Here is an 18,920-nt window from a genome sequence, read left to right as displayed (position 1 = left end):
TGCCATCTCTGGCCACCCCGAAGGGTGTCGCTCTCTCAAAATACTGACAGATAATTTCTTGCGATCTTACCTATATTTCTTGTGAGCATTTAATGTTTAAAGTTTCCGAACCCTAAGGCCCGTCGCTTCCATCAAACGCCCACGCTTATCGGCTGTTAATTTTTAAAGATCTTGCTGTCGCAAATCGGGTCATTCGCCCTTCGCGTTGCCGTCGAATCGTTGTGTTCGTCGTCAGCAGGGGGCGAACTATAGCAACCGGATATCCGGTGCGCAAGTACTTTTTTAAAAATAATTTACCCATTTTATTGTCGATATCAGGCAAGAACGACAACAAACCCATATCAAACAATGACTTACAGAAATTTCAGACGCGAAAAATAATTTTAAAAAAAATGCCCGCCCCTCGCGGGGCGGGCATTTTTATTGTCAAAACCATCGTTCGGCTCGAAAAATTTCCTTGAATCAACAGTTCTTGACGACCGGGGCACGCTTTTCGATAAACGCCTTCATGCCTTCCTTCTGGTCCTCGGTGGCAAAACAGCTATAGAACAATGCGCGCTCATACTTCAGGCCGTCCGCCAGGGTCGACTCATAGGCGCGGTTGACCGCATCCTTGGCCATCATCGCCACCGGCTGCGACATCCCGGCAATCGTCCTGGCCGTCGCCAGCGCATCGTCCATCAGTTGATCGGCGGCAACAACGCGCGATACCAGCCCGGCGCGTTCGGCCTCTTGCGCATCCATCATGCGCCCGGTAAGCGCCATCTCCATGGCCTTGGCCTTGGAAACCGCCCGCGGCAGGCGCTGCGTACCGCCGGCGCCGGGGATGATGCCCAGCTTGATTTCCGGCTGGCCGAACTTGGCGGTATCGGCGGCGATGATGAAGTCGCACATCATCGCCAGCTCGCAGCCGCCGCCCAGGGCGAAGCCGGCGACAGCCGCGATCACCGGCTTGCGCACCCGGCGGATGGTTTCCCAGTTGCGGGTGATGAATTCGCCCTTGAAAACGTCCATGTAGCTGTAGCCCGCCATGCCGACGATATCGGCGCCGGCGGCGAAGGCTTTCTCGCTGCCGGTGATGATGATGCAGCCGATGCCCGGATCGGCGTCGAAGGCCAGCAGCGCTTCGCCCAGCTCGCTCATGAGCGCGTCATTCAGGGCATTGAGCGCCTTGGGGCGGTTGAGGCGGATCAGGCCGACCTTGTCCTGGGTTTCCACCAGGATGTTTTCATAGCTCATGCAAGTCTCCTTCTTATGGTGAATGGTGTGCCGCCTGTCCGTGGCGCGAACCGGCGCAACAGTACGCCAGAATAATCAACAAATCCGACCTAGCGCAATCTCCGGCCGGAATTTCATGCGGGCAAAGCCATCTGAGGCTATAGTGAAAGTACCTCTTCAACAATCAATAAGGAGGCTCTCATGTTCAAGACCATACTTGTCCCGACCGACGGCTCCGAACGCTCCGACAAGGCGATCGCCAGCGCCATCGATTACGCCAAGCATTGCGGCTCCAGGATCATCGGCATCTCGGTCGCAGAGCCCTATCCTTTCTCTCCGTTGGCCGAAAGCTCCATGGCGATCGACCCCGGCATCTATGAAGACAACGTGCGCTCGCTGGCCGAACAGCACGTCAAGAAAGTCGCCGATGCCGCCGAAGCCGCCGGCGTGCCCTGCAAGACCGCCACGATGCTGTCGTTCGCGCCGGACGAGGAAATCGTCAATGCCGCCAAGGCCTACGAATGCGACGTCATCTTCATGGCCTCGCACAGCCGCAGCAGCCTGTCGCGCATCTTTCTTGGCAGCAAAACGCAAAAGGTGCTGGCGCATTCGAGCATTCCGGTCTTGGTCCTGCGCTAGATAAAAAATAAAAAGCCTGATCCTTGGCGATTCAAGGATCAGGCTTTCCACTGTATCGGCGGCAAGAAATTAATTGCCGCCCGGCGGGGTCATCCCCTTTGGCAGCAGCACCCACATCATCCCGCGCTGCTTCATCGAACCCGCCTTGTCCTCGGCCTCATCGCCAAAACCCCAGAAGTAATCCGCCCGCACCACGCCGCGGATGGCGCCGCCGGTATCCTGCGCCACCACCAGGCGCTGCAGCGGCCGGTCGCTGTTGGGCTGGGTGGTCGACAGGAACACCGGCGCCCCCAGCGGCACATGCTGCGGATCGATGGCGATCGAGCGCTGCGGCGTCAGCGGAATGCCCTGCGCTCCCTTCGGCCCCTTGGATGGATCCGGCAGTTTCTCTTCCCGGAAGAAGACATAGCTGGGGTTGGCATTGAGCAGCTCTTCCTTGCGCGCCGGGTTGGCCTGCACCCAGGCCTTGATATTCTGGGCCGAAGCCTGCGCCAGGGTCATCTCGCCCTTGTCCACCAGGTAGCGGCCGATGGACTTGTAAGGCCGGCCGTTCTGGTCGCCATAGGCCAGGCGGATGGTTTCCTTGGATTCCGGCAGGTACACCCGGCCCGAGCCCTGCACCTGCAGGAAAAAGGCCTCGACCGGGTCGTCCACCCACACCAGCTCCTTACCGTCCAGCGCATTGGCCTGCATCAGCTCGGCACGGCTGGGATACGGCACCACCTTGCGGCCGACCACCTTGCCGCGCAAGCGCAGGTTCTTCAGCTCCGGATAGACGCTGGCCAGGTCGATCGTCAACAAATCGTCGGGGACCTGGTACAGCGGCGTCTGGTAAGGGCCGGTACGGCGGCGCGAACCGCGCAGCAGGGGCTCGTAATAGCCGGTGACCAGGCCGGTATCGCTGCCGTCCGGATTGAACAGCTGGTAAGGCGTGAAATAGGTTTCAAAATAAGCGCGCAGGGCGCCCGGGTCGGCCGCATTGGCCTGCTGCGCCGCGCCGCAGGCCGCACGCCATTCGGGCCTGCGGATCAGCACCGAGCAGGAGGACTGCAGCGCCGGCCAGGCCTCGCGCAAATCATCATTTCCCCATCCCGGCAGTTGCGAGAAGCCGGTCACGCGCATGGCCGGGCCCGGCTGAACCGGCGGCTTGACCGGCGGCTGCGTGGTCGTCGGCGGCGTAGTCTGGCAAGCCGCCAGCAACACGGCGACCGAGACCGCCAATACGGGTACACTGAGGCGCTTCAAAGCGGGAAAAGTAACGAGACGATTCAATAACATCGGAGACGAATTCATGTTGTGGTTGATTCTGGAGGCATGCGCCGCCTTTTTTGTCCTGGTCTTCATAGTCTGGTGGACCATGTTTTCAGGCCGCAAGGAGAAGTCCGGCCCGCCGGCGGCACGCAAACAGGCGCGCGAGACGAAAGACAACGGCCAGGAATAAAAAATCCGCAAGCGTCGGCCGGCGCCGCTCATCAATGCAGCGTGCGCGGCAGCGAAAGCACAAATTCAGGGATGCGCGCATCGAACTGCTCGCCATCCTCGGCGACGCAGAAATACTCCCCATGCATGGTGCCCTGCGGCGTCTTCATCGCCGTGCCGCTGGTGTATTCGAACCGCTCGCCGGGCTGCAGGAAAGGCTGGTGCCCCACCACGCCGAGCCCGCGCACTTCCTCCACATGGTTGTTGGCGTCGGTGATCACCCAATGGCGCGAGATCAACTGCGCCGGCACGGTGCCGGTATTGACGATGGTGATCGCATAAGCGAATACGTAGTGCGAGCGCGACGGATCCGATTGTTCCTCCAGGTACTGGGTCTTGACCGTTACCGTGAACTCATACGCTGCCATGGGGATTCCTGTCTTGTGGTTATGCCTGCGCCATCGCATGGCGCGAACACCCGGATTGCACACGAATTCAGCCCATAGCGCAAGCCGCGGCGCGCCGCCAGCACATCCGGGCCCGGCCGAAAGGGTAGAATAGCGGCTTCGCGGCCCGCGCGGGTTTTGCACCTGCAGCCGCAGTCGATCAAGCCATTCTCATTTCCAGCCATGCCGACCTACCGTATCGCTCCCAGCATCCTGTCCGCCGATTTCGCCCGCCTGGGCGATGAAGTGCGCAATGTCGTCGCCGCCGGCGCCGATTTTATCCACTTCGACGTGATGGACAACCATTATGTGCCCAACCTGACCATCGGCCCGCTGGTGTGCGAAGCGATCCGCCCGCACGTGCAGGTGCCGATCGACGTGCACCTGATGGTCAAGCCGGTGGACCGCATCATCCCCGACTTCGCCAAGGCCGGCGCCAACCTGATCACCTTCCACCCGGAAGGCTCGGAACACATCGACCGCTCGCTGCAACTGATCCGCGACAACGGCTGCAAATCCGGCCTGGTGTTCAACCCCGGCACCCCGCTGCATTACCTCGACCACGTGATGGACAAGATCGACATGGTGCTGATCATGTCGGTCAACCCCGGTTTCGGCGGCCAGTCCTTCATCCCGGAAGCGCTGAAGAAGATCGCCGAAGTGCGCCGCCGCATCGATGAGTCCGGCCGCGACATCCTGCTGGAAGTGGACGGCGGCATCAAGATCGAGAACATCGCCGCGGCCGCCCGCGCCGGCGCCGACACCTTCGTCGCCGGTTCGGCCATCTTCGGCAAGCCCGACTACAAGGCCGTGATCGACGCCATGCGCGCCGAACTGGCCCAGGTCTGATCCGTATTCCCCCACGCCTGCGCCCGCGACATGACCATGCTGAATAACATCAAAGCCGCCATCATCGACCTCGACGGCACCATGCTCGACACCGCCGGCGACTTCCACGTCGCCGTCAACCGCATGCGCGCCGAACTGGGCCTGACGCCGCTGGCGCAGGAGACCATCGTCAATTTCGTCGGCAAGGGCACCGAAAACCTGATCCGCCGCGTGCTGGCGGTGGATTACGCGGAAGACGAGGCCGTGCAATATTTCCAGCAGGCGCTGGATTCGTACACCGAGCACTACCTGGCGATCAACGGCGACTATTGCTCGCTCTACCCGGAAGTCAAGGAAGGCTTGCAGGCGATGAAGGACAAGGGCCTGCGCCTGGCCTGCGTCACCAACAAACCCATCTCGTTCACGCTGCCGCTGCTGGACAAGAAAGGCCTGCGCAGCTTCTTCGACGTGGTCTACGGCGGCGACTCCTTCCCCAAGAAGAAGCCCGACCCGATGCCTTTGCTGCAGGTATGCAAGGATTTCGGCCTGGTTCCGGCGCAGGTGGTGGCCATCGGCGACTCCTCCAACGACGCCCAGGCCGCGCGCGCGGCCGGTTGCCGGGTGCTCAACGTGCCGTATGGCTACAACCACGGCGAATCTATACACGACGTGGATTCCGATGGTATAGTTCAAACGCTTCTTGAAGCAGCGCAGCAAATCTCGGTGGATTGACGCCTCGTCAATCTCCGGCAAACATACCAAACCGCGACCAACAATCCATGTTTCGCAACAACAAACGTACCGCCCAACCTACAGCCGCTCCTGAGGCCTGGCTGTGGCGACGCTGGCAATTCAAGGCTCAGTAACGAGCCCGCCCCCGGCCGCACCTGCGACCGGAACGTTTTGTTGTAACACCGCATTCCCCCCGCATTTCCATTAACGAAACCGCTGACGAGAGTCCGCAGAAGCCACGGCTGTATCCGTGCGCCATGTACGATTGTGTACATTGTGCGCGCAGCCGCAAAGGCCCAAGCTGCGTGTTCTACAATAGTGGTCTGGAGTGAAACATGACCGAACTCGAATTCAAATCGCTGGCCGCTGAAGGCTACAACCGCATCCCCCTGATCGCCGAAGCCTTCGCCGACCTGGAAACCCCGCTCACGCTCTACCTGAAACTGGCGCAGAGCCAGAACACCGGCAAGAACACCTTCCTGCTGGAATCCGTGGTCGGCGGCGAGCGCTTCGGCCGCTATTCCTTCATCGGCCTGCCGGCCTCGACCAAGATCCGCTGCAGCGGCAACAAGATCGAGGTGCTGAAGAACGAAACCGTCATCGAGACCGCCGAGGGCAACGCGCTGGAATTCATCGCGCAATACCAGTCGCGCTTCAAGGTCGCGATCCGCCCCGGCATGCCGCGCTTCTGCGGCGGCCTGGCCGGCTACTTCGGCTACGACGCGGTGCGCTACATCGAAAAGCGCCTTGAACACAGCGCCCCAAAAGACACCCTCGGCCTGCCCGACATCCAGTTGCTGCTGACCGAGGAACTGGCGGTCATCGACAACCTCTCCGGCAAGCTCTACCTGATCGTCTACGCCGACCCGACCAAGCCGGAAGCCTTCTCCAAGGGCCGCCAGCGCCTCAAGGACCTGCGCGCCATGCTGCGCCGCCCGGCCGACGCGCCGGTCACCACCGGCTCGGTGCGCACCGAAACCGTCCGCGAATTCCCCAAGGACGAATACCTGAAGGCCGTGGCCCGCGCCAAGGAATACGTGATGGCCGGCGACCTGATGCAGGTGCAGATCGGCCAGCGCCTGAAGAAGTCCTACGTCGATTCGCCGCTGATGCTGTACCGCGCGCTGCGTTCGCTGAACCCCTCGCCGTACATGTACTTCTACAATTTCGGCGACATGCAGATCGTCGGCTCCTCGCCCGAGATCCTGGTGCGCAACGAATCGATCGGCGGCGACCAGAAGAAGATCACCATTCGCCCGCTGGCCGGCACCCGCCCGCGCGGCTCGACCATCGAGCGCGACGAGCAACTGGCGCGCGAACTGCTGGCCGACCCCAAGGAAATCGCCGAGCACGTGATGCTGATCGACCTGGCGCGCAACGACATCGGCCGCATCGCGACCACCGGCAGCGTCAAGGTCACCGACCAGATGGTGATCGAGAAATACTCCCACGTGCAGCACATCGTCTCCAACGTCGAAGGCATCCTCAAACCCGGCATGTCCAACCTCGACGTCCTGAAAGCCACCTTCCCGGCCGGCACGCTGTCGGGCGCACCCAAGGTGCGCGCGATGGAAATCATCGACGAACTGGAACCGAGCAAGCGCGGCATCTACGGCGGCGCCTGCGGCTACCTCTCCTTCGGCGGCGAGATGGACGTGGCCATCGCCATCCGCACCGGCGTCATCAAGGACGGCACGCTGTACGTGCAGGCCGCGGCCGGCATCGTGGCCGACTCGGTGCCGGAAATGGAATGGGAAGAAACCGAAAACAAGGCGCGCGCCGTGCTGCGCGCAGCGGAACAAGTGCAAGACGGCCTGGACGGAGAAATCTAAATGCTGCTGATGATCGACAACTACGACTCCTTCACCTACAACCTGGTGCAATATTTCGGCGAACTGGGCGAGGAAGTGCTGACCATCCGCAACGACGAGATCACGCTGGATGAGATCAAGAAGCTGAACCCGGAACGCATCTGCCTCTCCCCCGGCCCCTGCAGCCCCAAGGAAGCCGGCATCTGCGTCGACCTGCTAAAGGAATTCTCGGGCAAGCTGCCTATCCTCGGCGTGTGCCTGGGCCACCAGGCCATCGGCGAAGCCTTCGGCGGCAACATCGTCCGCGCCAAGCAGGTCATGCACGGCAAGACCTCCAAGATCGCGCACACCGACGTGGGCGTGTTCAAGGATTTGCCGACGCCCTACACGGTGATCCGTTACCACTCGCTGGCCATCGAACGCGCCAGCCTGCCCGACTGCCTGGAAGTGACCGCCTGGACCGACGATGGCGAAATCATGGGCGTGCGCCACAAGGAGTTCGACCTGCAGGGCGTGCAGTTCCACCCTGAATCGATCCTGTCCGAACACGGGCACGCGCTGCTGAAGAATTTCCTGACCGGCAGCGCGCACGCGTAAGCCGCGCACGATCCCATCGACTCCAACGGAAAAGACAAATGCCCATCACTCCGCAAGAAGCGCTGCTGCGCTGTATCGAACACCGCGAAATCTTCCACGACGAAATGCTGACGCTGTTCCGCCAGATCATGGGCGGCGAGATGTCGCCGGTAATGATCGCCGCCCTCACCATGGGCCTGCGCGTGAAGAAGGAAAGCATCGGCGAGATCGCCGCCGCCGCCCAGGTCATGCGCGAATTCGCCACCAAGGTGCCGATGGCCGACACCACCGGCCTGCTCGACATCGTCGGCACCGGCGGCGACGGCGCGCACACCTTCAACATCTCCACCGCCTCGATGTTCGTGGCCGCCGCCGCCGGCGCGCGCGTGGCCAAGCACGGCGGGCGCAGCGTGTCGTCCTCGTCCGGCAGCGCCGACGTGCTCGAAGCGCTGGGCGCCGACATCAACCTGCAACCAGAACAGGTCGCGCAATCGATCGCCCAGACCGGCATCGGCTTCATGTTCGCGCCCAACCACCACGCCGCCATGAAACACGCGGCACCGGTGCGCAAGGAACTGGGCGTGCGCACCATCTTCAACATCCTGGGCCCGCTGACCAACCCGGCCGGCGCCCCCAATATCCTGATGGGCGTGTTCCACGCCGACCTGGTCGGCATCCAGGTGCGCGTGCTGCAGCGCCTGGGCGCGCAACATGCGATCGTGGTCTGGGGCCGCGACAATTTGGACGAGGTCACGCTGGGCGGCGCCACCATGGTGGGTGAACTGGTCAACGGCGAGATCCGCGAATACGAGATCCATCCGGAAGACTTCGGCCTGTCGATGTTCGCCAGCCGCAACCTGCAGGTCGCCAACGCCGCCGAGTCGAAGGAAAAGATCTTCGAAGCGCTGGCCGGCAAGCCGGGGCCGGTGCACGACATCGTGCTGCTCAATGCCGCCACCGCGCTGTACGCGGCCGGCAATGCCGCTTCCATCGCCGACGGCCTGGAAAAAGCGCGAGCCACCATCGCCTCCGGCGCCGCCCGCGCCAAGCTCGACCAATTCGTGCAAGTCACCCGCCAACTGGGCGGCAAGCACTGACCCACCCTTTGGGAGAACCATCATGATCGCAGCCCACGACCTTCTGCTCTTCGCCCTCGCCTCGCTGGTGATGGTGCTCACGCCCGGCCCCAACATGGTCTATTGCGTGTCGCGCTCGATCTGCCAGGGACGCGCGGCCGGCATCATCTCGCTGTGCGGCGTGGCGTTCGGCTTCCTGGTGCACATGGCGGCCGCGGCCTTCGGCCTGACCGCGCTGTTCATGGCGATCCCGATGGCCTACGACATCGTCAAGTTCGCCGGCGCCGCCTACCTGCTGTGGCTGGCATGGAATGCGGTCAAGCCGGGCGGCAGCTCGCCGTTCCAGACGCGCGAACTACCTCCGGATTCGCCGGCCACGCTGTTTCGCATGGGCTTTTTGACCAACGTCTTGAATCCCAAGGTGGCGGTGTTCTACATGTCGCTGTTCCCGCAGTTCATCCATCCCGAACACGGCAGCGTGCTGCTGCAAAGCGTGGTGCTGGGCGTGACGCAAATCGCCATCAGCTTCTCGGTCAACTCCGTGATCGTCTTCTCGGCCGCCGGCATTACCGGCTTCTTCGCCCGCAACCAGGGCTGGCTGCGCGCGCAGCGCTACATCATGGGCTCCATGCTGGGCGCGCTGGCGGTACGTCTGGCCCTGGACGAACGCAAATAATCTTCAGGAACATCATGTCCGACATTCTCAACAAGATCCTCGACGTCAAGGCCGAGGAAATCCGCGCGGCGAAGAAGCAGCGCGACTTCGCCAGCCTGCGCCGCGACGTCGAATCCGACAGCGAACTGCGCTCCGAACTGCGCAGCTTCGAAGGCAGCCTGCGCGACAAGATCGCCGCCGGCCACGCCGGCGTGATCGCCGAAGTGAAGAAGGCTTCGCCGTCCAAGGGCGTGATCCGTCCCGACTTCCGCCCGGCCGATATCGCGGTGAGCTACGCGCAGCACGGTGCGGCCTGCCTGTCGGTGCTGACCGACGAGCAATTCTTCCAGGGCGCACCGGACTACCTGAAGCAGGCGCGCGCCGCCTGCGCGCTGCCGGTGCTGCGCAAGGATTTCATGGTGGATTTGTACCAGGTCTACCAGGCCCGCTCCTGGGGCGCCGATGCCATCCTGCTGATCGTGGCCGCGCTGGACCACGGCCTGATGGCCGAACTGGAAGCCTGCGCCCACGAACTGGGCATGAGCGTGCTGGTGGAAGTGCACGACGCCGCCGAACTGGATGCCGCGCTGAAGCTGAAGACGCGCCTGCTGGGCATCAACAACCGCAACCTGCGCACCTTCGAGACCACGCTGGACACCACGCTGGGCCTGCTGCCGCGTATCCCGCCGGAAAAGCTGGTGATCACCGAATCGGCCATCGCCACCCCAGACGACGTCAAGCGCATGCGCGATGCCGATGTGCATGCCTTCCTGGTCGGCGAAGCCTTCATGCGTGCGCCGGAGCCGGGCGTGGAATTGGCGCGGCTGTTCGCCTAATCCCGGCACCTCCCCCAAAAAAACGTCGCCCTTGCTTTCGCAGGGCGGCGTTTTTTTATGGTTTGTTGCGTTCAGGCAGAGAAGCCGCCATCGATCATCAGGCTGGCGCCGGTGATGTAACCCGCTTCCGGACCGGCCAGGTAAGCCACGAAGCTGGCGATCTCTTCCGCCTTGCCGTAACGCGGCAGCGACATCAGGCCCTTGAGCGTCTCGGCGAAATCGCCGTGGGCCGGGTTCATGTCGGTATCGACCGGACCGGGCTGCACGTTGTTGACGGTGATGCCGCGCGGGCCGAGGTCGCGCGACAGGCCCTTGGTCAGGCCGACGATGGCCGACTTGCTCATCGCGTAGGCGGCGCCCCCTGCGAACGGCATGCGGTCGGCATTGGTGCTGCCAATGGTGATCACGCGGCCACCTTCCTTCATGTAGCGCACGGCTTCCTGGGTGGCGACAAAGACGCTGCGCACGTTCACCGCCAGCGTGCGGTCCAGGTCTTCCAGCTTGAATTCATCGACCGGCCCCAAGGCCAGCACGCCGGCGTTATTGACCAGGATATCCAGGCGGCCGAAGGTTTCGGCGGCGATGCGGATGGCCTGCCTGAGGGCATCCGCATCCGAACTGTCGGCCTGGATCGCCAGCGCGCGGCCGCCGCCGGCTTCGACTTCGCCCACCAGCGCCTGCGCCTTGTCCGGTGAGGTGACGTAGGTGAAGGCGACGGTAGCGCCTTCAGCTGCCAGGCGCTTGACGATGGCGGCGCCGATGCCGCGCGAGCCGCCTTGCACGAAAGCAACCTTGTCGTTGAGGGAAGTAGTAGTGGTGGTGATTGACTTGCTCATGATCTTGCTCCTTTTCGGTTGAGGGTGAACCCGACTGGGTTGAAGCAAGTATCGTCATTCGATTATGTTGCGACTAGCCGGCAATCGCTATCTTCTTTTTAAACCAAAGGTTTAAAATCAAGCACATATCGACCTCTGCGCGCCGTATGCGCCCTCCTCCGCCATGGAAACCATGTCCAGCATCGAATGCTTCGTCGCCTCCGCCGACGCCGGCAGCTTCTCGGCCGCCGCGCGCCGCCTCGGCCTGACCTCGGCGGCCGTCGGCAAGAACGTCGCGCGGCTCGAAACCAACCTCGGCGTGCGGCTGTTCCAGCGCAGCACGCGCAAGCTGACGCTGACCGAAGCCGGCGAACGCTTCCTGCGGGAAGTCGGCGGCGGGCTGGAGACCATCCGCAACGCCGTCGCCAACCTGGCCAGCGCCGGCGGGCAACCGGCCGGCACGCTCAAGGTCAGCATGGGAACGGGGTTCGGGCGCGAATACATCGTGCCGCTGCTAGGTGACTTCCTGCAGCGCTACCCGGCCATCTCGCCCGACTGGCATTTCGAGAACCGGCCGGTGGACCTGATCGCCGAAAGCTTCGACGCCGCCATCGGCGGCAGCATCGAGCTGGCGCCCGGCGTGGTGGCGCGCGAACTGGCACCGGCGCACCGCGTGCTGCTGGCCGCGCCGGCCTATCTGGCAGGCCGCCCGCCGCTGCGTTCGCCGCAGGACCTGCCGCAGCACGACGGCATCCTGATCCGCTCGCCGCAGACCGGGCGCGTGCGCCCATGGACGCTGCGCGACCGCGAAGGCGCGCAGGCGCCGGTGGCGCTGAAGGTGCGAATGACGATGAGCGACCCCAATGCCGCCTGCGAAATCGCCGCGATGGGCCTGGGCGTGACGCTGGTGTCAATGCCGCACGCGGTGGTCTACATGGACAGCGGCGCGCTGGTGCGGGTATTGCCGGACTGGTACGTGGACGGCGGCATGCTGTCGCTGTACTTCACCGCGGCGCGGCTGCTGCCGGCCAAGACGCGGGTGTTCGTCGATTTCATCGTGGAGCACTTCCGCGCCCAGCGGCTGGCCGAGCGCTTTTCCGCACTGGCCTGAACCTGATTCGGATTCAGTCAGCGCTTGCCTTGCGCCGAACGCATGCCGCCGCCGATGTTGTCGCCCGCATCGCGCACCAGGCCGCGATAGCCCTGTACCGACACCAGCACCAGCGCCCCCGCCATGGCGAAGGCCCACTGGAAATCGCCCAACGTGAAATGCGCGCCGGCGGCGTCGAGCGGATCGCCGCGCAAAAAGGCGGCCACGCGCAGCGCCACGGCGCCGAAGGCGATCCCCATGCCGATGGTCATCTGCTGCGCCACGCTCCACAGCGTGCTGGCAGATGATTTGCGGGCGTCGCTGATGTCGGCATAGGCCAGCGTGGCCAGCGTCGTGAATTGCATCGAGCGCGACAGCCCATAGCAAAAGATCACCGCCAGCGTCAGCGGCAAGGGCGTATCGGGCGTGAGCAGGCCGCAAGCGATGATCAGGCTGCCGGCGATGACGGCGTTGCGTACCGCCACCCGGCGGAAACCGAAGCGCTGCAGCACGCGCGTGGTGAACGCCTTCATGCCGAGGTTGCCCAGCGCGGTGGCCAGCAGCAGCAAACCCGACTGGAACGCCGTCAAACCGAAGCCGATCTGGAACATCAGCGGCATCAGGTAAGGCACCGAATCGATGCCGATGCGCGTGAGCGAACCGGTGATGACGGTGACGGAATAGGTCGGGGTCTTGAGATTGGAAAAGTCCAGCAAGGGATGCTCGGTGCGCCGGGCATGGCGATACGCGCACCAGCCCAGCACGATGCCGGCGGCGATGAAGCCGAGCGCCACCTTGATGTTGGATTCCATGTGGCTGGCGATTTCGGTGCCGTACAGGATCGAGGTCAATGCCGCGCCCGAGAGCACGAAGCCAACCAGGTCCAGCGGACGCTTGCCGGCGCCGTGGTCGTTGCGCACGACCAGCATCACGGCGGCCAGGGCTGCGATCCCGAACGGCACGTTCAACAGGAAGATCCAGCGCCACGACGCATAGGTGACGATGAAGCCGCCGATGGACGGCCCCACTACCGGCGCCACGATGGCCGGCCAGGTGATGGTGGCGATCGCCTTCATCAGGTTGGCCTTGCTGGTGCTGCGCACCACGATCATGCGCCCGACCGGCACCATCATCGCCCCGCCCAGCCCTTGCAGCACGCGCGCGGCGGTGAATTCCCACAGGTTCTGCGAAAAGCCGCACAGGATGGAAGCGCAGGTGAAGATGACAATCGCCGCGCCGAACACGGTACGGGAACCGAAGCGGTCCGCCACCCAGCCGCTGATGGGGATGAACACCGCCAGCGTCAGCATGTAGGCCGTCATGCCCAGGCTCAGCTCATTGGGGCCGATACCGAATGCCTGCGCCATCTGCGGCAAGGCGGTGGCGATGATGGTGGTGTCGAGGTACTCCATGAAGAAGGTCGCCGCCACGATGTAGGGCAGCATGCGCACACGCGCGTCGCTCAATGACTGGTCGTTGCTTCCCAATTGGCATTCCTTCCGTTGTGCGCAATGTGCATCGGGTCTCCAATACACGCCGCTGATTCGCCTGCAAAAACGCCGGCATGCGCCGGCGTTTTCCCTGAAGAGTCGACTTTACCCGATTGCGCTCAATAGCGCAGGAGATGCATCAATACCTGGACCACGATGATGCCCCCGATCAGGCCGCCGCCGAAATACACGATCACGCCCAGCAGCATATTGGTGCGGCGCTGTTCGGCCAGCAGCTTCCTGAGCAGCTCGCCGCTCTGCTGCGCGCCCTCTCCCTCGTTGTACTTGGTCAGCGCCTGCTGCACCAGGCGCGGGATCTGCGGCAGCAGGCGGCTGTAGCGCGGCACCTCCACCTTCAGCTGCTCGACGAAACCGCGCCAGCCGATCTGTTCGCTCATCCAGCGCTCCAGGTAGGGCTTGGCGGTCTTCCACAAGTCGAGGTCGGGATCGAGCTGGCGGCCCAGGCCTTCGACGTTGAGCAGCGTCTTTTGCAGCAGCACCAGTTGCGGCTGCACCTCGACATTGAAGCGGCGCGAGGTCTGGAACAGGCGCAACAACACCTGGCCGAACGAGATGTCCTTCAGCGGGCGGTCGAAGATCGGTTCGCAGCAGGCGCGCACCGCAGCTTCCAGTTCATCCACGCGGGTATCCTTGGGCGCCCAGCCGGATTCGATGTGCGCCTCGGCCACGCGCTTGTAGTCGCGGCGGAAGAAGGCCAGGAAGTTCTGCGACAGGTAATCCTTGTCGAAATCGTTGAGCGTGCCGACGATGCCGAAGTCGAGCGCGATGTAGCGGCCGAAGGTCTCCGGCGCCACCGACACCAGGATATTGCCGGGGTGCATGTCGGCATGGAAGAAACCGTCGCGGAACACCTGGGTGAAGAAGATCTCGACGCCGTCGCGCGACAGCTTGGACAAGTCCACCCCCTCTTCGAGCAGGCGTTCGGTCTGCGAGATCGGGATGCCGTGCATGCGCTCCATCACGATCACCGACGGTGAGCAGTAGTCCCAGTACATCTCGGGCACGATCAGCAGCGTCGATTCGGCGAAATTGCGGCGCAACTGGCTGGCGTTGGCGGCCTCGCGCATCAGGTCGAGCTCGTCGTGCAGGTACTTGTCGAACTCGGCCACGACTTCCTTGGCCTTCAGGCGGCGGCCGTCGGCCCACAGTCGCTCCAGCCAGTCGGCGGCGACGTGCATCAGGCCGATGTCATGGTCGATCACATCGCGCATGCCGGGGCGCAGCACCTTGACTGCAACCTCTTTCCCGTCTTTCAACGTAGCGAAGTGGACCTGGGCGATCGAGGCCGAGGCCACCGGCTGGCGCTCGAAACTGGCGAACAGCTCATCCGGATGCGCCCCCAGCGACTTCTGGATCTGCTGCACGGCGAGGTCGGAATCGAACGGCGGCACGCGGTCTTGCAGGCGCGTCAGCTCGTTGGCGATGTCCGGCGGCATCAGGTCGCGCCGGGTCGACAGCACCTGGCCGAACTTGACGAAGATCGGGCCCAGGTCTTCCAGCGCGCGGCGCAGGCGCTCGCCGCGCGGGGTCGACAGGTCGCGCCAGAAAAAGATGGCGTTGACGATGCGGGCGATGCGCGGCGGGGCGAATTCGGAGGCGACGATTTCATCCAGGCCGTAGCGGATCGCCACGCGGATGATCTTGAACAGGCGCAGGGAACGCAGGAACATCAGCGGCGCTCCAGTTTCTCGATGCGCTTGGAGAGACGCTCCAGGTCATCGCGCAGGCGCACCACATCGGCGGAGAAGTCCTGCAGCATGCGGGGGCGTATCAGCATCGGTTGTTCTTCCAGAAAATACTCGGCGACGTTTTCAGTCAATTTTTGATGCGTGGTGCGGATGGTCTCGAACAGGCCGCGCGCGCCCGACACCATGCGGGTGGCGGCGATATCGCCAAACACGCGCGACAGGTCGTCCTCGGCGTCCCAGCGCAGGTTCTGGCTCAGTTGCGAGATCGCATTGGCGAAGTCGGCATCGCCTTCCAGCTTCACGTAGGACACCGCGCGCTCGCGGTTGGCGGCGATCAGCAGCAGGTCCGACAGCTTGATGCGGATGGTGACGTCAGCCGCAGCCTCGGCGGGGGCATCCTCGACATAGCCATCAGCTGCAACCCTCAGGCGCAGTTGCGCGGCGCCGGTGTCGATGCAGGCCACCTTGCGCGCATGCGCCGCCAACTTCTGGCGCGCCCATGCCTCTTGCGCCAGCAGGTGGTTGACCACGGCGGCGGCGGGTTTCATGGGATTTATCGCGGGCAGTGGCGGCAGTTCAGGCATGGATGCGGTAATAGGGAAATTCGACGGACAAAAACAAAACCGCCCGAAAAGCCGGGCGGTTTCAAGTTTAACAGTTTGCCGGCCAAGCGCCGAGGCAGCATGCAAGCCTGATCAGACTTGCTGGATGCCCGCCAGCACCCAGCCGCCGCCACCGCTTTGCGGCTTGGACAGGTTCCAGATTTCGGCGAAAGGCTCGGCCGACAGCTCCGGCGCTTCCTTGATCAGGCCCTGGAAACGCACCGTCGCCATGTAATCGTAGGCCAGGGTCTCGATGCCCAGCAGTTCGGCATCCAGCTGGACCACATCGGTGGTATTGGGCGAGGCGCCGCGTTCGGTCAGCTGCATGCGCAGCTCGGCGAACATTTCCGGCGTGGTGAATTCGCGGATGTCGTTGATGTCGGCCTTGTCCCATGCCGCTTGCAGGCGGATGAAATAGGTCTTGGCATTGCGCACGAAACCGGCGGTGTCGAAATCGGCCGGGATGCCCCACTTCTCGATCTGGGCCGGCGCGATCGCCTGGGCGCCGTTGCCGGCACTGCCGAAACCGTTGCCTTGCAGCGCGGCCGGCGCGTAGCCCGGCGGCGGATTGATATCTTTCAGGCCGGAACCGATCTCGGGCGTGGCGCCGGCGGCGCTGCCGATCGGGCTCACACCCGGCATCGGGGTAGCATAGGCCGGGTTATTGTTCTGTTCATACCGGTTGCGCGAGGAGAACAGGCGGAACAGGAAGAAGGCCGCGCCCACCAGCAGCGCGATGGTCAGCAACGAACCCAGCATGCCGCCGGCCGCGCCGCCGATGCCGAAGTGCGACATCAGCGCGCCCAGGCCGAAGCCCAGCAAGGCGCCGCCGAGGATGTTGCGCCACGGGCTGGCCGGCTTGGCCGGAACGCTTTGCGGCGTGGCCGCCGGCGCCGACGGACGGTAGGGCGTGGCGCTCGGCGCCTGGTTATAGGAAGGTGAGGAAGGCGAAGACGGCGCCGCCTGGCGCGAGTAATTGGACGATTGCTTGCCGAACGAACCGCCGCCGCCCAAACGCTTGGCGTCGGCCGGCGACATGACCAGGGCCAGCGACGTGATCGCCAGCATCATTGCGAGAAGGAATTTTTTCATACGCTTACCTCTTGTCGATAATGCCGGATCTGGGGACGGCGCCCGGGGAAAGCAAGCCCATCCTTTCCGGTCTGGCGCCATTGTCGCGGGACAGACTTAAGCCATCCTTAACCCTGCAGACCGGGCGCCAACAACGCAACGGGCCCGACGGGCCCGTACTTTTTACATCTTGATGCCGGTATGCAGCGCGGCCACGCCGGCGGTCAGGTTGAAATACTGGACGCGCTCCAGGCCGACCTGTTCCATCATCTGCTTCAGGGTTTCCTGGTCCGGGTGCATGCGGATCGATTCGGCCAGGTAGCGGTAGCTGTCGGCGTCGTTGGCGACCTTCTTGCCCAGCCACGGCAGTACCGAGAAGGAGTACACGTCATAGGGCTTCTTCAGCGGCTCCCACACCTTGGAGAACTCCAGCACCAGCAGCTTGCCGCCGGGCTTGAGCACGCGGCGCATCTCGCTCAGCGCGACATCCTTGTGCGTCATGTTGCGCAGACCGAAAGCCACCGACACGCGGTCGAAATAGTTGTCCGGGAACGGCAGCTTCTCGGCGTCGCACAGCGCGGTCGGGGTGACGATGCCCTTGTTGAGCAGGCGGTCGCGGCCCACGCGCAGCATCGATTCGTTGATGTCGGTCAGCCACACCTCGCCGGTCGGCCCGGCCTGCTTGGCGAAGGCCTTGGACAGGTCGCCGGTGCCGCCGGCGATATCCAGCACCTTGAAACCGGGACGGATGCCCGCCTGGGCGATAGTGAACGCCTTCCAGACGCGGTGCAGGCCGGCCGACATGAAGTCGTTCATCACGTCGTACTTGGCGGCGACCGAGTGGAACACTTCAGCGACCTTGCGGACCTTGTCTTCTTCTGCGACGGTTTCGTAACCGAAATGGGTGGTATTGGTCATGGTTCAGCCTGAATCCGAATGTTGTCCTGCCGACGCGGCTTGCGCCGAATTGCGCATTATAAGTTAGTGATGATGGCCGCAGCCGTGGCCGCCTTCACTCATTTCCTGGTCGCGCCCGCTTTCACGCGTGAAACCCGCATCTTCCAGCTTCTGCAGATAGGCTTCCCACAGCGTGCCCTGGTCGCGGCCCAGTTGGTAAAGGAACTCCCAGGTGTAGATGCCGCTGGCATGTCCATCGGAAAACAGCGGCTTGACGCCGTAGTTGCCGACCGGTTCGATGCCGTCGATCCCGACATTGCGCTTGCCGGTCTGCAGCACTTCCTGGCCGGGACCGTGGCCGCGCACCTCGGCCGAGGGCGAATACACGCGCATCAGCTCGAACGGCAGCGCGAACATGGCGCCGTCGTCGAATTCGACTTCCACCACGCGCGATACCTTGCGCACCTTGAACGACACTGGAACCGGGGAAGAATGGGAACCCATACCGATACTCGCTGTGAACTTTGAAAAAGACGATGGCGTCAATGCGACGCCGCCTCCCGGCAGGATCAGGCTTCGCTGAAACCCGCCTCCGCCAATTGCCTGCGGATGGCCTCGCGCAGTTGCGGCAGCTTGGCGCGGCGCGCCTCCAGCGACGGCTGGTCGACTTCCCGGCGCGCGCTTGCCCAGACCGGGGTGGGGAAATGCTGATCGTCCAGATAACGTGGAATCACGTGCCAGTGCACGTGCGGCGTCATGTTGCCCAGCGTGGCCAGGTTGACCTTCTCTGGCTGCATCACTTCGCGCAGCGCTTCCTCCACCGCCCACACGGCGTTGGCCAGCAGCGTGCGCTGGGCCGGCGCGAGGTCGGTCATTTCCTTGACATGGCCGTTCCAGACTACGCGGCAAAAGCCGGGATAAGCGGCTTCATCGACCAGCAACACCCGGAAATCCGGATGGCGCCAGACCAGTTCCCCGCCGTCGCCGGCGCACAGTTCGCATTGGCTCAT

General features: G+C 63.5%; 21 protein-coding genes. 10 read left to right on the top strand and 11 right to left on the bottom strand.

Annotated features, from left to right (window positions below; translation table 11 throughout):
* Positions 1-462 precede the first annotated feature (462 nt).
* Complete coding sequence (locus J7548_RS08845; protein WP_290973290.1) at positions 463-1,239, bottom strand: enoyl-CoA hydratase; 777 nt, start codon at positions 1,237-1,239, stop codon at positions 463-465.
* 180 nt (positions 1,240-1,419) lie between these two features.
* Between J7548_RS08845 and J7548_RS08840 the strand changes: the two genes are divergently transcribed.
* Entirely contained in the window at positions 1,420-1,857 is a 438-nt protein-coding gene (locus tag J7548_RS08840; RefSeq protein ID WP_290973287.1) for a universal stress protein, read from the top strand.
* A gap of 69 nt (positions 1,858-1,926) precedes the next feature.
* Here the strand turns inward: J7548_RS08840 and J7548_RS08835 are convergent, their stop codons facing one another.
* On the bottom strand, positions 1,927-3,150 hold the full coding sequence (locus J7548_RS08835) for a murein transglycosylase A (RefSeq protein ID WP_290973284.1): 1,224 nt from the start codon (positions 3,148-3,150) through the stop codon (positions 1,927-1,929).
* Between J7548_RS08835 and J7548_RS08830 the strand changes: the two genes are divergently transcribed.
* Positions 3,149-3,298: a hypothetical protein gene (locus J7548_RS08830; protein ID WP_290973281.1), complete on the top strand. Its 150-nt coding sequence runs from the start codon at positions 3,149-3,151 to the stop codon at positions 3,296-3,298. The two genes, J7548_RS08835 and J7548_RS08830, sit on opposite strands and share 2 nt — an antisense overlap.
* Positions 3,299-3,329: 31 nt before the next feature.
* Here J7548_RS08830 and apaG read toward each other — a convergent pair whose 3' ends face one another.
* Positions 3,330-3,704, bottom strand: coding sequence for a Co2+/Mg2+ efflux protein ApaG (apaG, locus tag J7548_RS08825; protein ID WP_290973278.1), 375 nt, complete (start codon positions 3,702-3,704; stop codon positions 3,330-3,332).
* 201 nt (positions 3,705-3,905) lie between these two features.
* Between apaG and rpe the strand changes: the two genes are divergently transcribed.
* The 7 genes from rpe (at position 3,906) to trpC (ending at position 10,236) form a co-directional block, all read left to right on the top strand.
* Complete coding sequence (gene rpe, locus J7548_RS08820) at positions 3,906-4,571, top strand: ribulose-phosphate 3-epimerase (RefSeq protein WP_290973275.1); 666 nt, start codon at positions 3,906-3,908, stop codon at positions 4,569-4,571.
* Positions 4,572-4,601: 30 nt separating this feature from the next.
* On the top strand, positions 4,602-5,282 hold the full coding sequence (locus J7548_RS08815; protein ID WP_290973272.1) for a phosphoglycolate phosphatase: 681 nt from the start codon (positions 4,602-4,604) through the stop codon (positions 5,280-5,282).
* 335 nt (positions 5,283-5,617) lie between these two features.
* On the top strand, positions 5,618-7,114 hold the full coding sequence (gene trpE / locus J7548_RS08810) for an anthranilate synthase component I (RefSeq protein ID WP_290973269.1): 1,497 nt from the start codon (positions 5,618-5,620) through the stop codon (positions 7,112-7,114).
* Positions 7,115-7,690, top strand: coding sequence for an aminodeoxychorismate/anthranilate synthase component II (locus J7548_RS08805; RefSeq protein WP_290973267.1), 576 nt, complete (start codon positions 7,115-7,117; stop codon positions 7,688-7,690).
* Between the two features lie 38 nt (positions 7,691-7,728).
* Positions 7,729-8,766: an anthranilate phosphoribosyltransferase gene (gene trpD / locus J7548_RS08800; RefSeq protein WP_290973265.1), complete on the top strand. Its 1,038-nt coding sequence runs from the start codon at positions 7,729-7,731 to the stop codon at positions 8,764-8,766.
* Between the two features lie 22 nt (positions 8,767-8,788).
* Positions 8,789-9,421: a LysE family translocator gene (locus J7548_RS08795; protein ID WP_290973263.1), complete on the top strand. Its 633-nt coding sequence runs from the start codon at positions 8,789-8,791 to the stop codon at positions 9,419-9,421.
* Positions 9,422-9,435: 14 nt separating this feature from the next.
* Positions 9,436-10,236 carry an indole-3-glycerol phosphate synthase TrpC gene (gene trpC, locus J7548_RS08790; RefSeq protein ID WP_290973260.1) on the top strand — a complete coding sequence of 267 codons (801 nt, stop codon included), beginning with the start codon at positions 9,436-9,438 and terminating at the stop codon, positions 10,234-10,236.
* A gap of 71 nt (positions 10,237-10,307) precedes the next feature.
* Here the strand turns inward: trpC and J7548_RS08785 are convergent, their stop codons facing one another.
* Entirely contained in the window at positions 10,308-11,072 is a 765-nt protein-coding gene (locus J7548_RS08785) for a 3-oxoacyl-ACP reductase family protein (protein ID WP_290973257.1), read from the bottom strand.
* A 163-nt stretch (positions 11,073-11,235) separates the two neighbouring features.
* On the opposite strand from J7548_RS08785, the gene J7548_RS08780 reads away from it, so the two are divergent.
* Positions 11,236-12,162 carry a LysR family transcriptional regulator gene (locus tag J7548_RS08780; RefSeq protein WP_290973255.1) on the top strand — a complete coding sequence of 309 codons (927 nt, stop codon included), beginning with the start codon at positions 11,236-11,238 and terminating at the stop codon, positions 12,160-12,162.
* Between the two features lie 17 nt (positions 12,163-12,179).
* Here the strand turns inward: J7548_RS08780 and J7548_RS08775 are convergent, their stop codons facing one another.
* From J7548_RS08775 to J7548_RS08745, 7 genes are all read right to left on the bottom strand, one after another.
* Positions 12,180-13,586 carry an MFS transporter gene (locus J7548_RS08775; RefSeq protein ID WP_290973361.1) on the bottom strand — a complete coding sequence of 469 codons (1,407 nt, stop codon included), beginning with the start codon at positions 13,584-13,586 and terminating at the stop codon, positions 12,180-12,182.
* A 164-nt stretch (positions 13,587-13,750) separates the two neighbouring features.
* Entirely contained in the window at positions 13,751-15,322 is a 1,572-nt protein-coding gene (gene ubiB / locus J7548_RS08770; RefSeq protein WP_290973253.1) for a ubiquinone biosynthesis regulatory protein kinase UbiB, read from the bottom strand.
* A complete protein-coding gene (locus J7548_RS08765; RefSeq protein ID WP_290973251.1) occupies positions 15,322-15,888 on the bottom strand; it encodes an SCP2 sterol-binding domain-containing protein in 567 nt (188 codons plus the stop codon). Before J7548_RS08765 ends, ubiB begins: the two co-directional genes overlap by 1 nt.
* A 147-nt stretch (positions 15,889-16,035) precedes the next feature.
* The gene (locus tag J7548_RS08760; protein WP_290973248.1) at positions 16,036-17,034 is read right to left on the bottom strand and encodes a TIM44-like domain-containing protein; all 999 of its coding nucleotides are present in this window, start codon (positions 17,032-17,034) and stop codon (positions 16,036-16,038) included.
* Between the two features lie 162 nt (positions 17,035-17,196).
* Entirely contained in the window at positions 17,197-17,931 is a 735-nt protein-coding gene (gene ubiE / locus J7548_RS08755) for a bifunctional demethylmenaquinone methyltransferase/2-methoxy-6-polyprenyl-1,4-benzoquinol methylase UbiE (RefSeq protein WP_290973245.1), read from the bottom strand.
* A 63-nt stretch (positions 17,932-17,994) separates the two neighbouring features.
* Positions 17,995-18,414 carry a DUF971 domain-containing protein gene (locus J7548_RS08750; RefSeq protein ID WP_290973242.1) on the bottom strand — a complete coding sequence of 140 codons (420 nt, stop codon included), beginning with the start codon at positions 18,412-18,414 and terminating at the stop codon, positions 17,995-17,997.
* Between the two features lie 65 nt (positions 18,415-18,479).
* Positions 18,480-18,920, bottom strand: a complete 441-nt coding sequence (locus J7548_RS08745; protein ID WP_290973239.1) for an HIT family protein — start codon at positions 18,918-18,920, stop codon at positions 18,480-18,482.

Source organism: Herbaspirillum sp., from assembly GCF_017744395.1.
Taxonomy (GTDB): domain Bacteria; phylum Pseudomonadota; class Gammaproteobacteria; order Burkholderiales; family Burkholderiaceae_D; genus Herbaspirillum.
The sequence above is the reverse complement of the archived record's forward strand: the minus strand, read 5'-3'. Positions and strand labels throughout refer to the sequence as shown.

What these genes read in the sequence shown, in the direction of transcription:
- trpC (WP_290973260.1), top strand. Translation starts at nt 9,436, where the DNA reads ATGTCCGACATTCTCAACAAGATCCTCGACGTCAAGGCCGAGGAAATC.
- rpe (WP_290973275.1), top strand. Translation starts at nt 3,906, where the DNA reads ATGCCGACCTACCGTATCGCTCCCAGCATCCTGTCCGCCGATTTCGCC.
- J7548_RS08830 (WP_290973281.1), top strand. Translation starts at nt 3,149, where the DNA reads ATGTTGTGGTTGATTCTGGAGGCATGCGCCGCCTTTTTTGTCCTGGTC.
- J7548_RS08750 (WP_290973242.1), bottom strand. Translation starts at nt 18,414, where the DNA reads ATGGGTTCCCATTCTTCCCCGGTTCCAGTGTCGTTCAAGGTGCGCAAG.
- J7548_RS08795 (WP_290973263.1), top strand. Translation starts at nt 8,789, where the DNA reads ATGATCGCAGCCCACGACCTTCTGCTCTTCGCCCTCGCCTCGCTGGTG.
- apaG (WP_290973278.1), bottom strand. Translation starts at nt 3,704, where the DNA reads ATGGCAGCGTATGAGTTCACGGTAACGGTCAAGACCCAGTACCTGGAG.
- trpD (WP_290973265.1), top strand. Translation starts at nt 7,729, where the DNA reads ATGCCCATCACTCCGCAAGAAGCGCTGCTGCGCTGTATCGAACACCGC.
- J7548_RS08760 (WP_290973248.1), bottom strand. Translation starts at nt 17,034, where the DNA reads ATGAAAAAATTCCTTCTCGCAATGATGCTGGCGATCACGTCGCTGGCC.
- J7548_RS08835 (WP_290973284.1), bottom strand. Translation starts at nt 3,150, where the DNA reads ATGAATTCGTCTCCGATGTTATTGAATCGTCTCGTTACTTTTCCCGCT.
- J7548_RS08815 (WP_290973272.1), top strand. Translation starts at nt 4,602, where the DNA reads ATGACCATGCTGAATAACATCAAAGCCGCCATCATCGACCTCGACGGC.
- J7548_RS08780 (WP_290973255.1), top strand. Translation starts at nt 11,236, where the DNA reads ATGGAAACCATGTCCAGCATCGAATGCTTCGTCGCCTCCGCCGACGCC.
- J7548_RS08765 (WP_290973251.1), bottom strand. Translation starts at nt 15,888, where the DNA reads ATGAAACCCGCCGCCGCCGTGGTCAACCACCTGCTGGCGCAAGAGGCA.
- ubiB (WP_290973253.1), bottom strand. Translation starts at nt 15,322, where the DNA reads ATGTTCCTGCGTTCCCTGCGCCTGTTCAAGATCATCCGCGTGGCGATC.
- J7548_RS08845 (WP_290973290.1), bottom strand. Translation starts at nt 1,239, where the DNA reads ATGAGCTATGAAAACATCCTGGTGGAAACCCAGGACAAGGTCGGCCTG.
- J7548_RS08785 (WP_290973257.1), bottom strand. Translation starts at nt 11,072, where the DNA reads ATGAGCAAGTCAATCACCACCACTACTACTTCCCTCAACGACAAGGTT.
- J7548_RS08840 (WP_290973287.1), top strand. Translation starts at nt 1,420, where the DNA reads ATGTTCAAGACCATACTTGTCCCGACCGACGGCTCCGAACGCTCCGAC.
- ubiE (WP_290973245.1), bottom strand. Translation starts at nt 17,931, where the DNA reads ATGACCAATACCACCCATTTCGGTTACGAAACCGTCGCAGAAGAAGAC.
- J7548_RS08745 (WP_290973239.1), bottom strand. Translation starts at nt 18,920, where the DNA reads ATGAGCCAATGCGAACTGTGCGCCGGCGACGGCGGGGAACTGGTCTGG.
- trpE (WP_290973269.1), top strand. Translation starts at nt 5,618, where the DNA reads ATGACCGAACTCGAATTCAAATCGCTGGCCGCTGAAGGCTACAACCGC.
- J7548_RS08805 (WP_290973267.1), top strand. Translation starts at nt 7,115, where the DNA reads ATGCTGCTGATGATCGACAACTACGACTCCTTCACCTACAACCTGGTG.
- J7548_RS08775 (WP_290973361.1), bottom strand. Translation starts at nt 13,586, where the DNA reads ATGCTGCCCTACATCGTGGCGGCGACCTTCTTCATGGAGTACCTCGAC.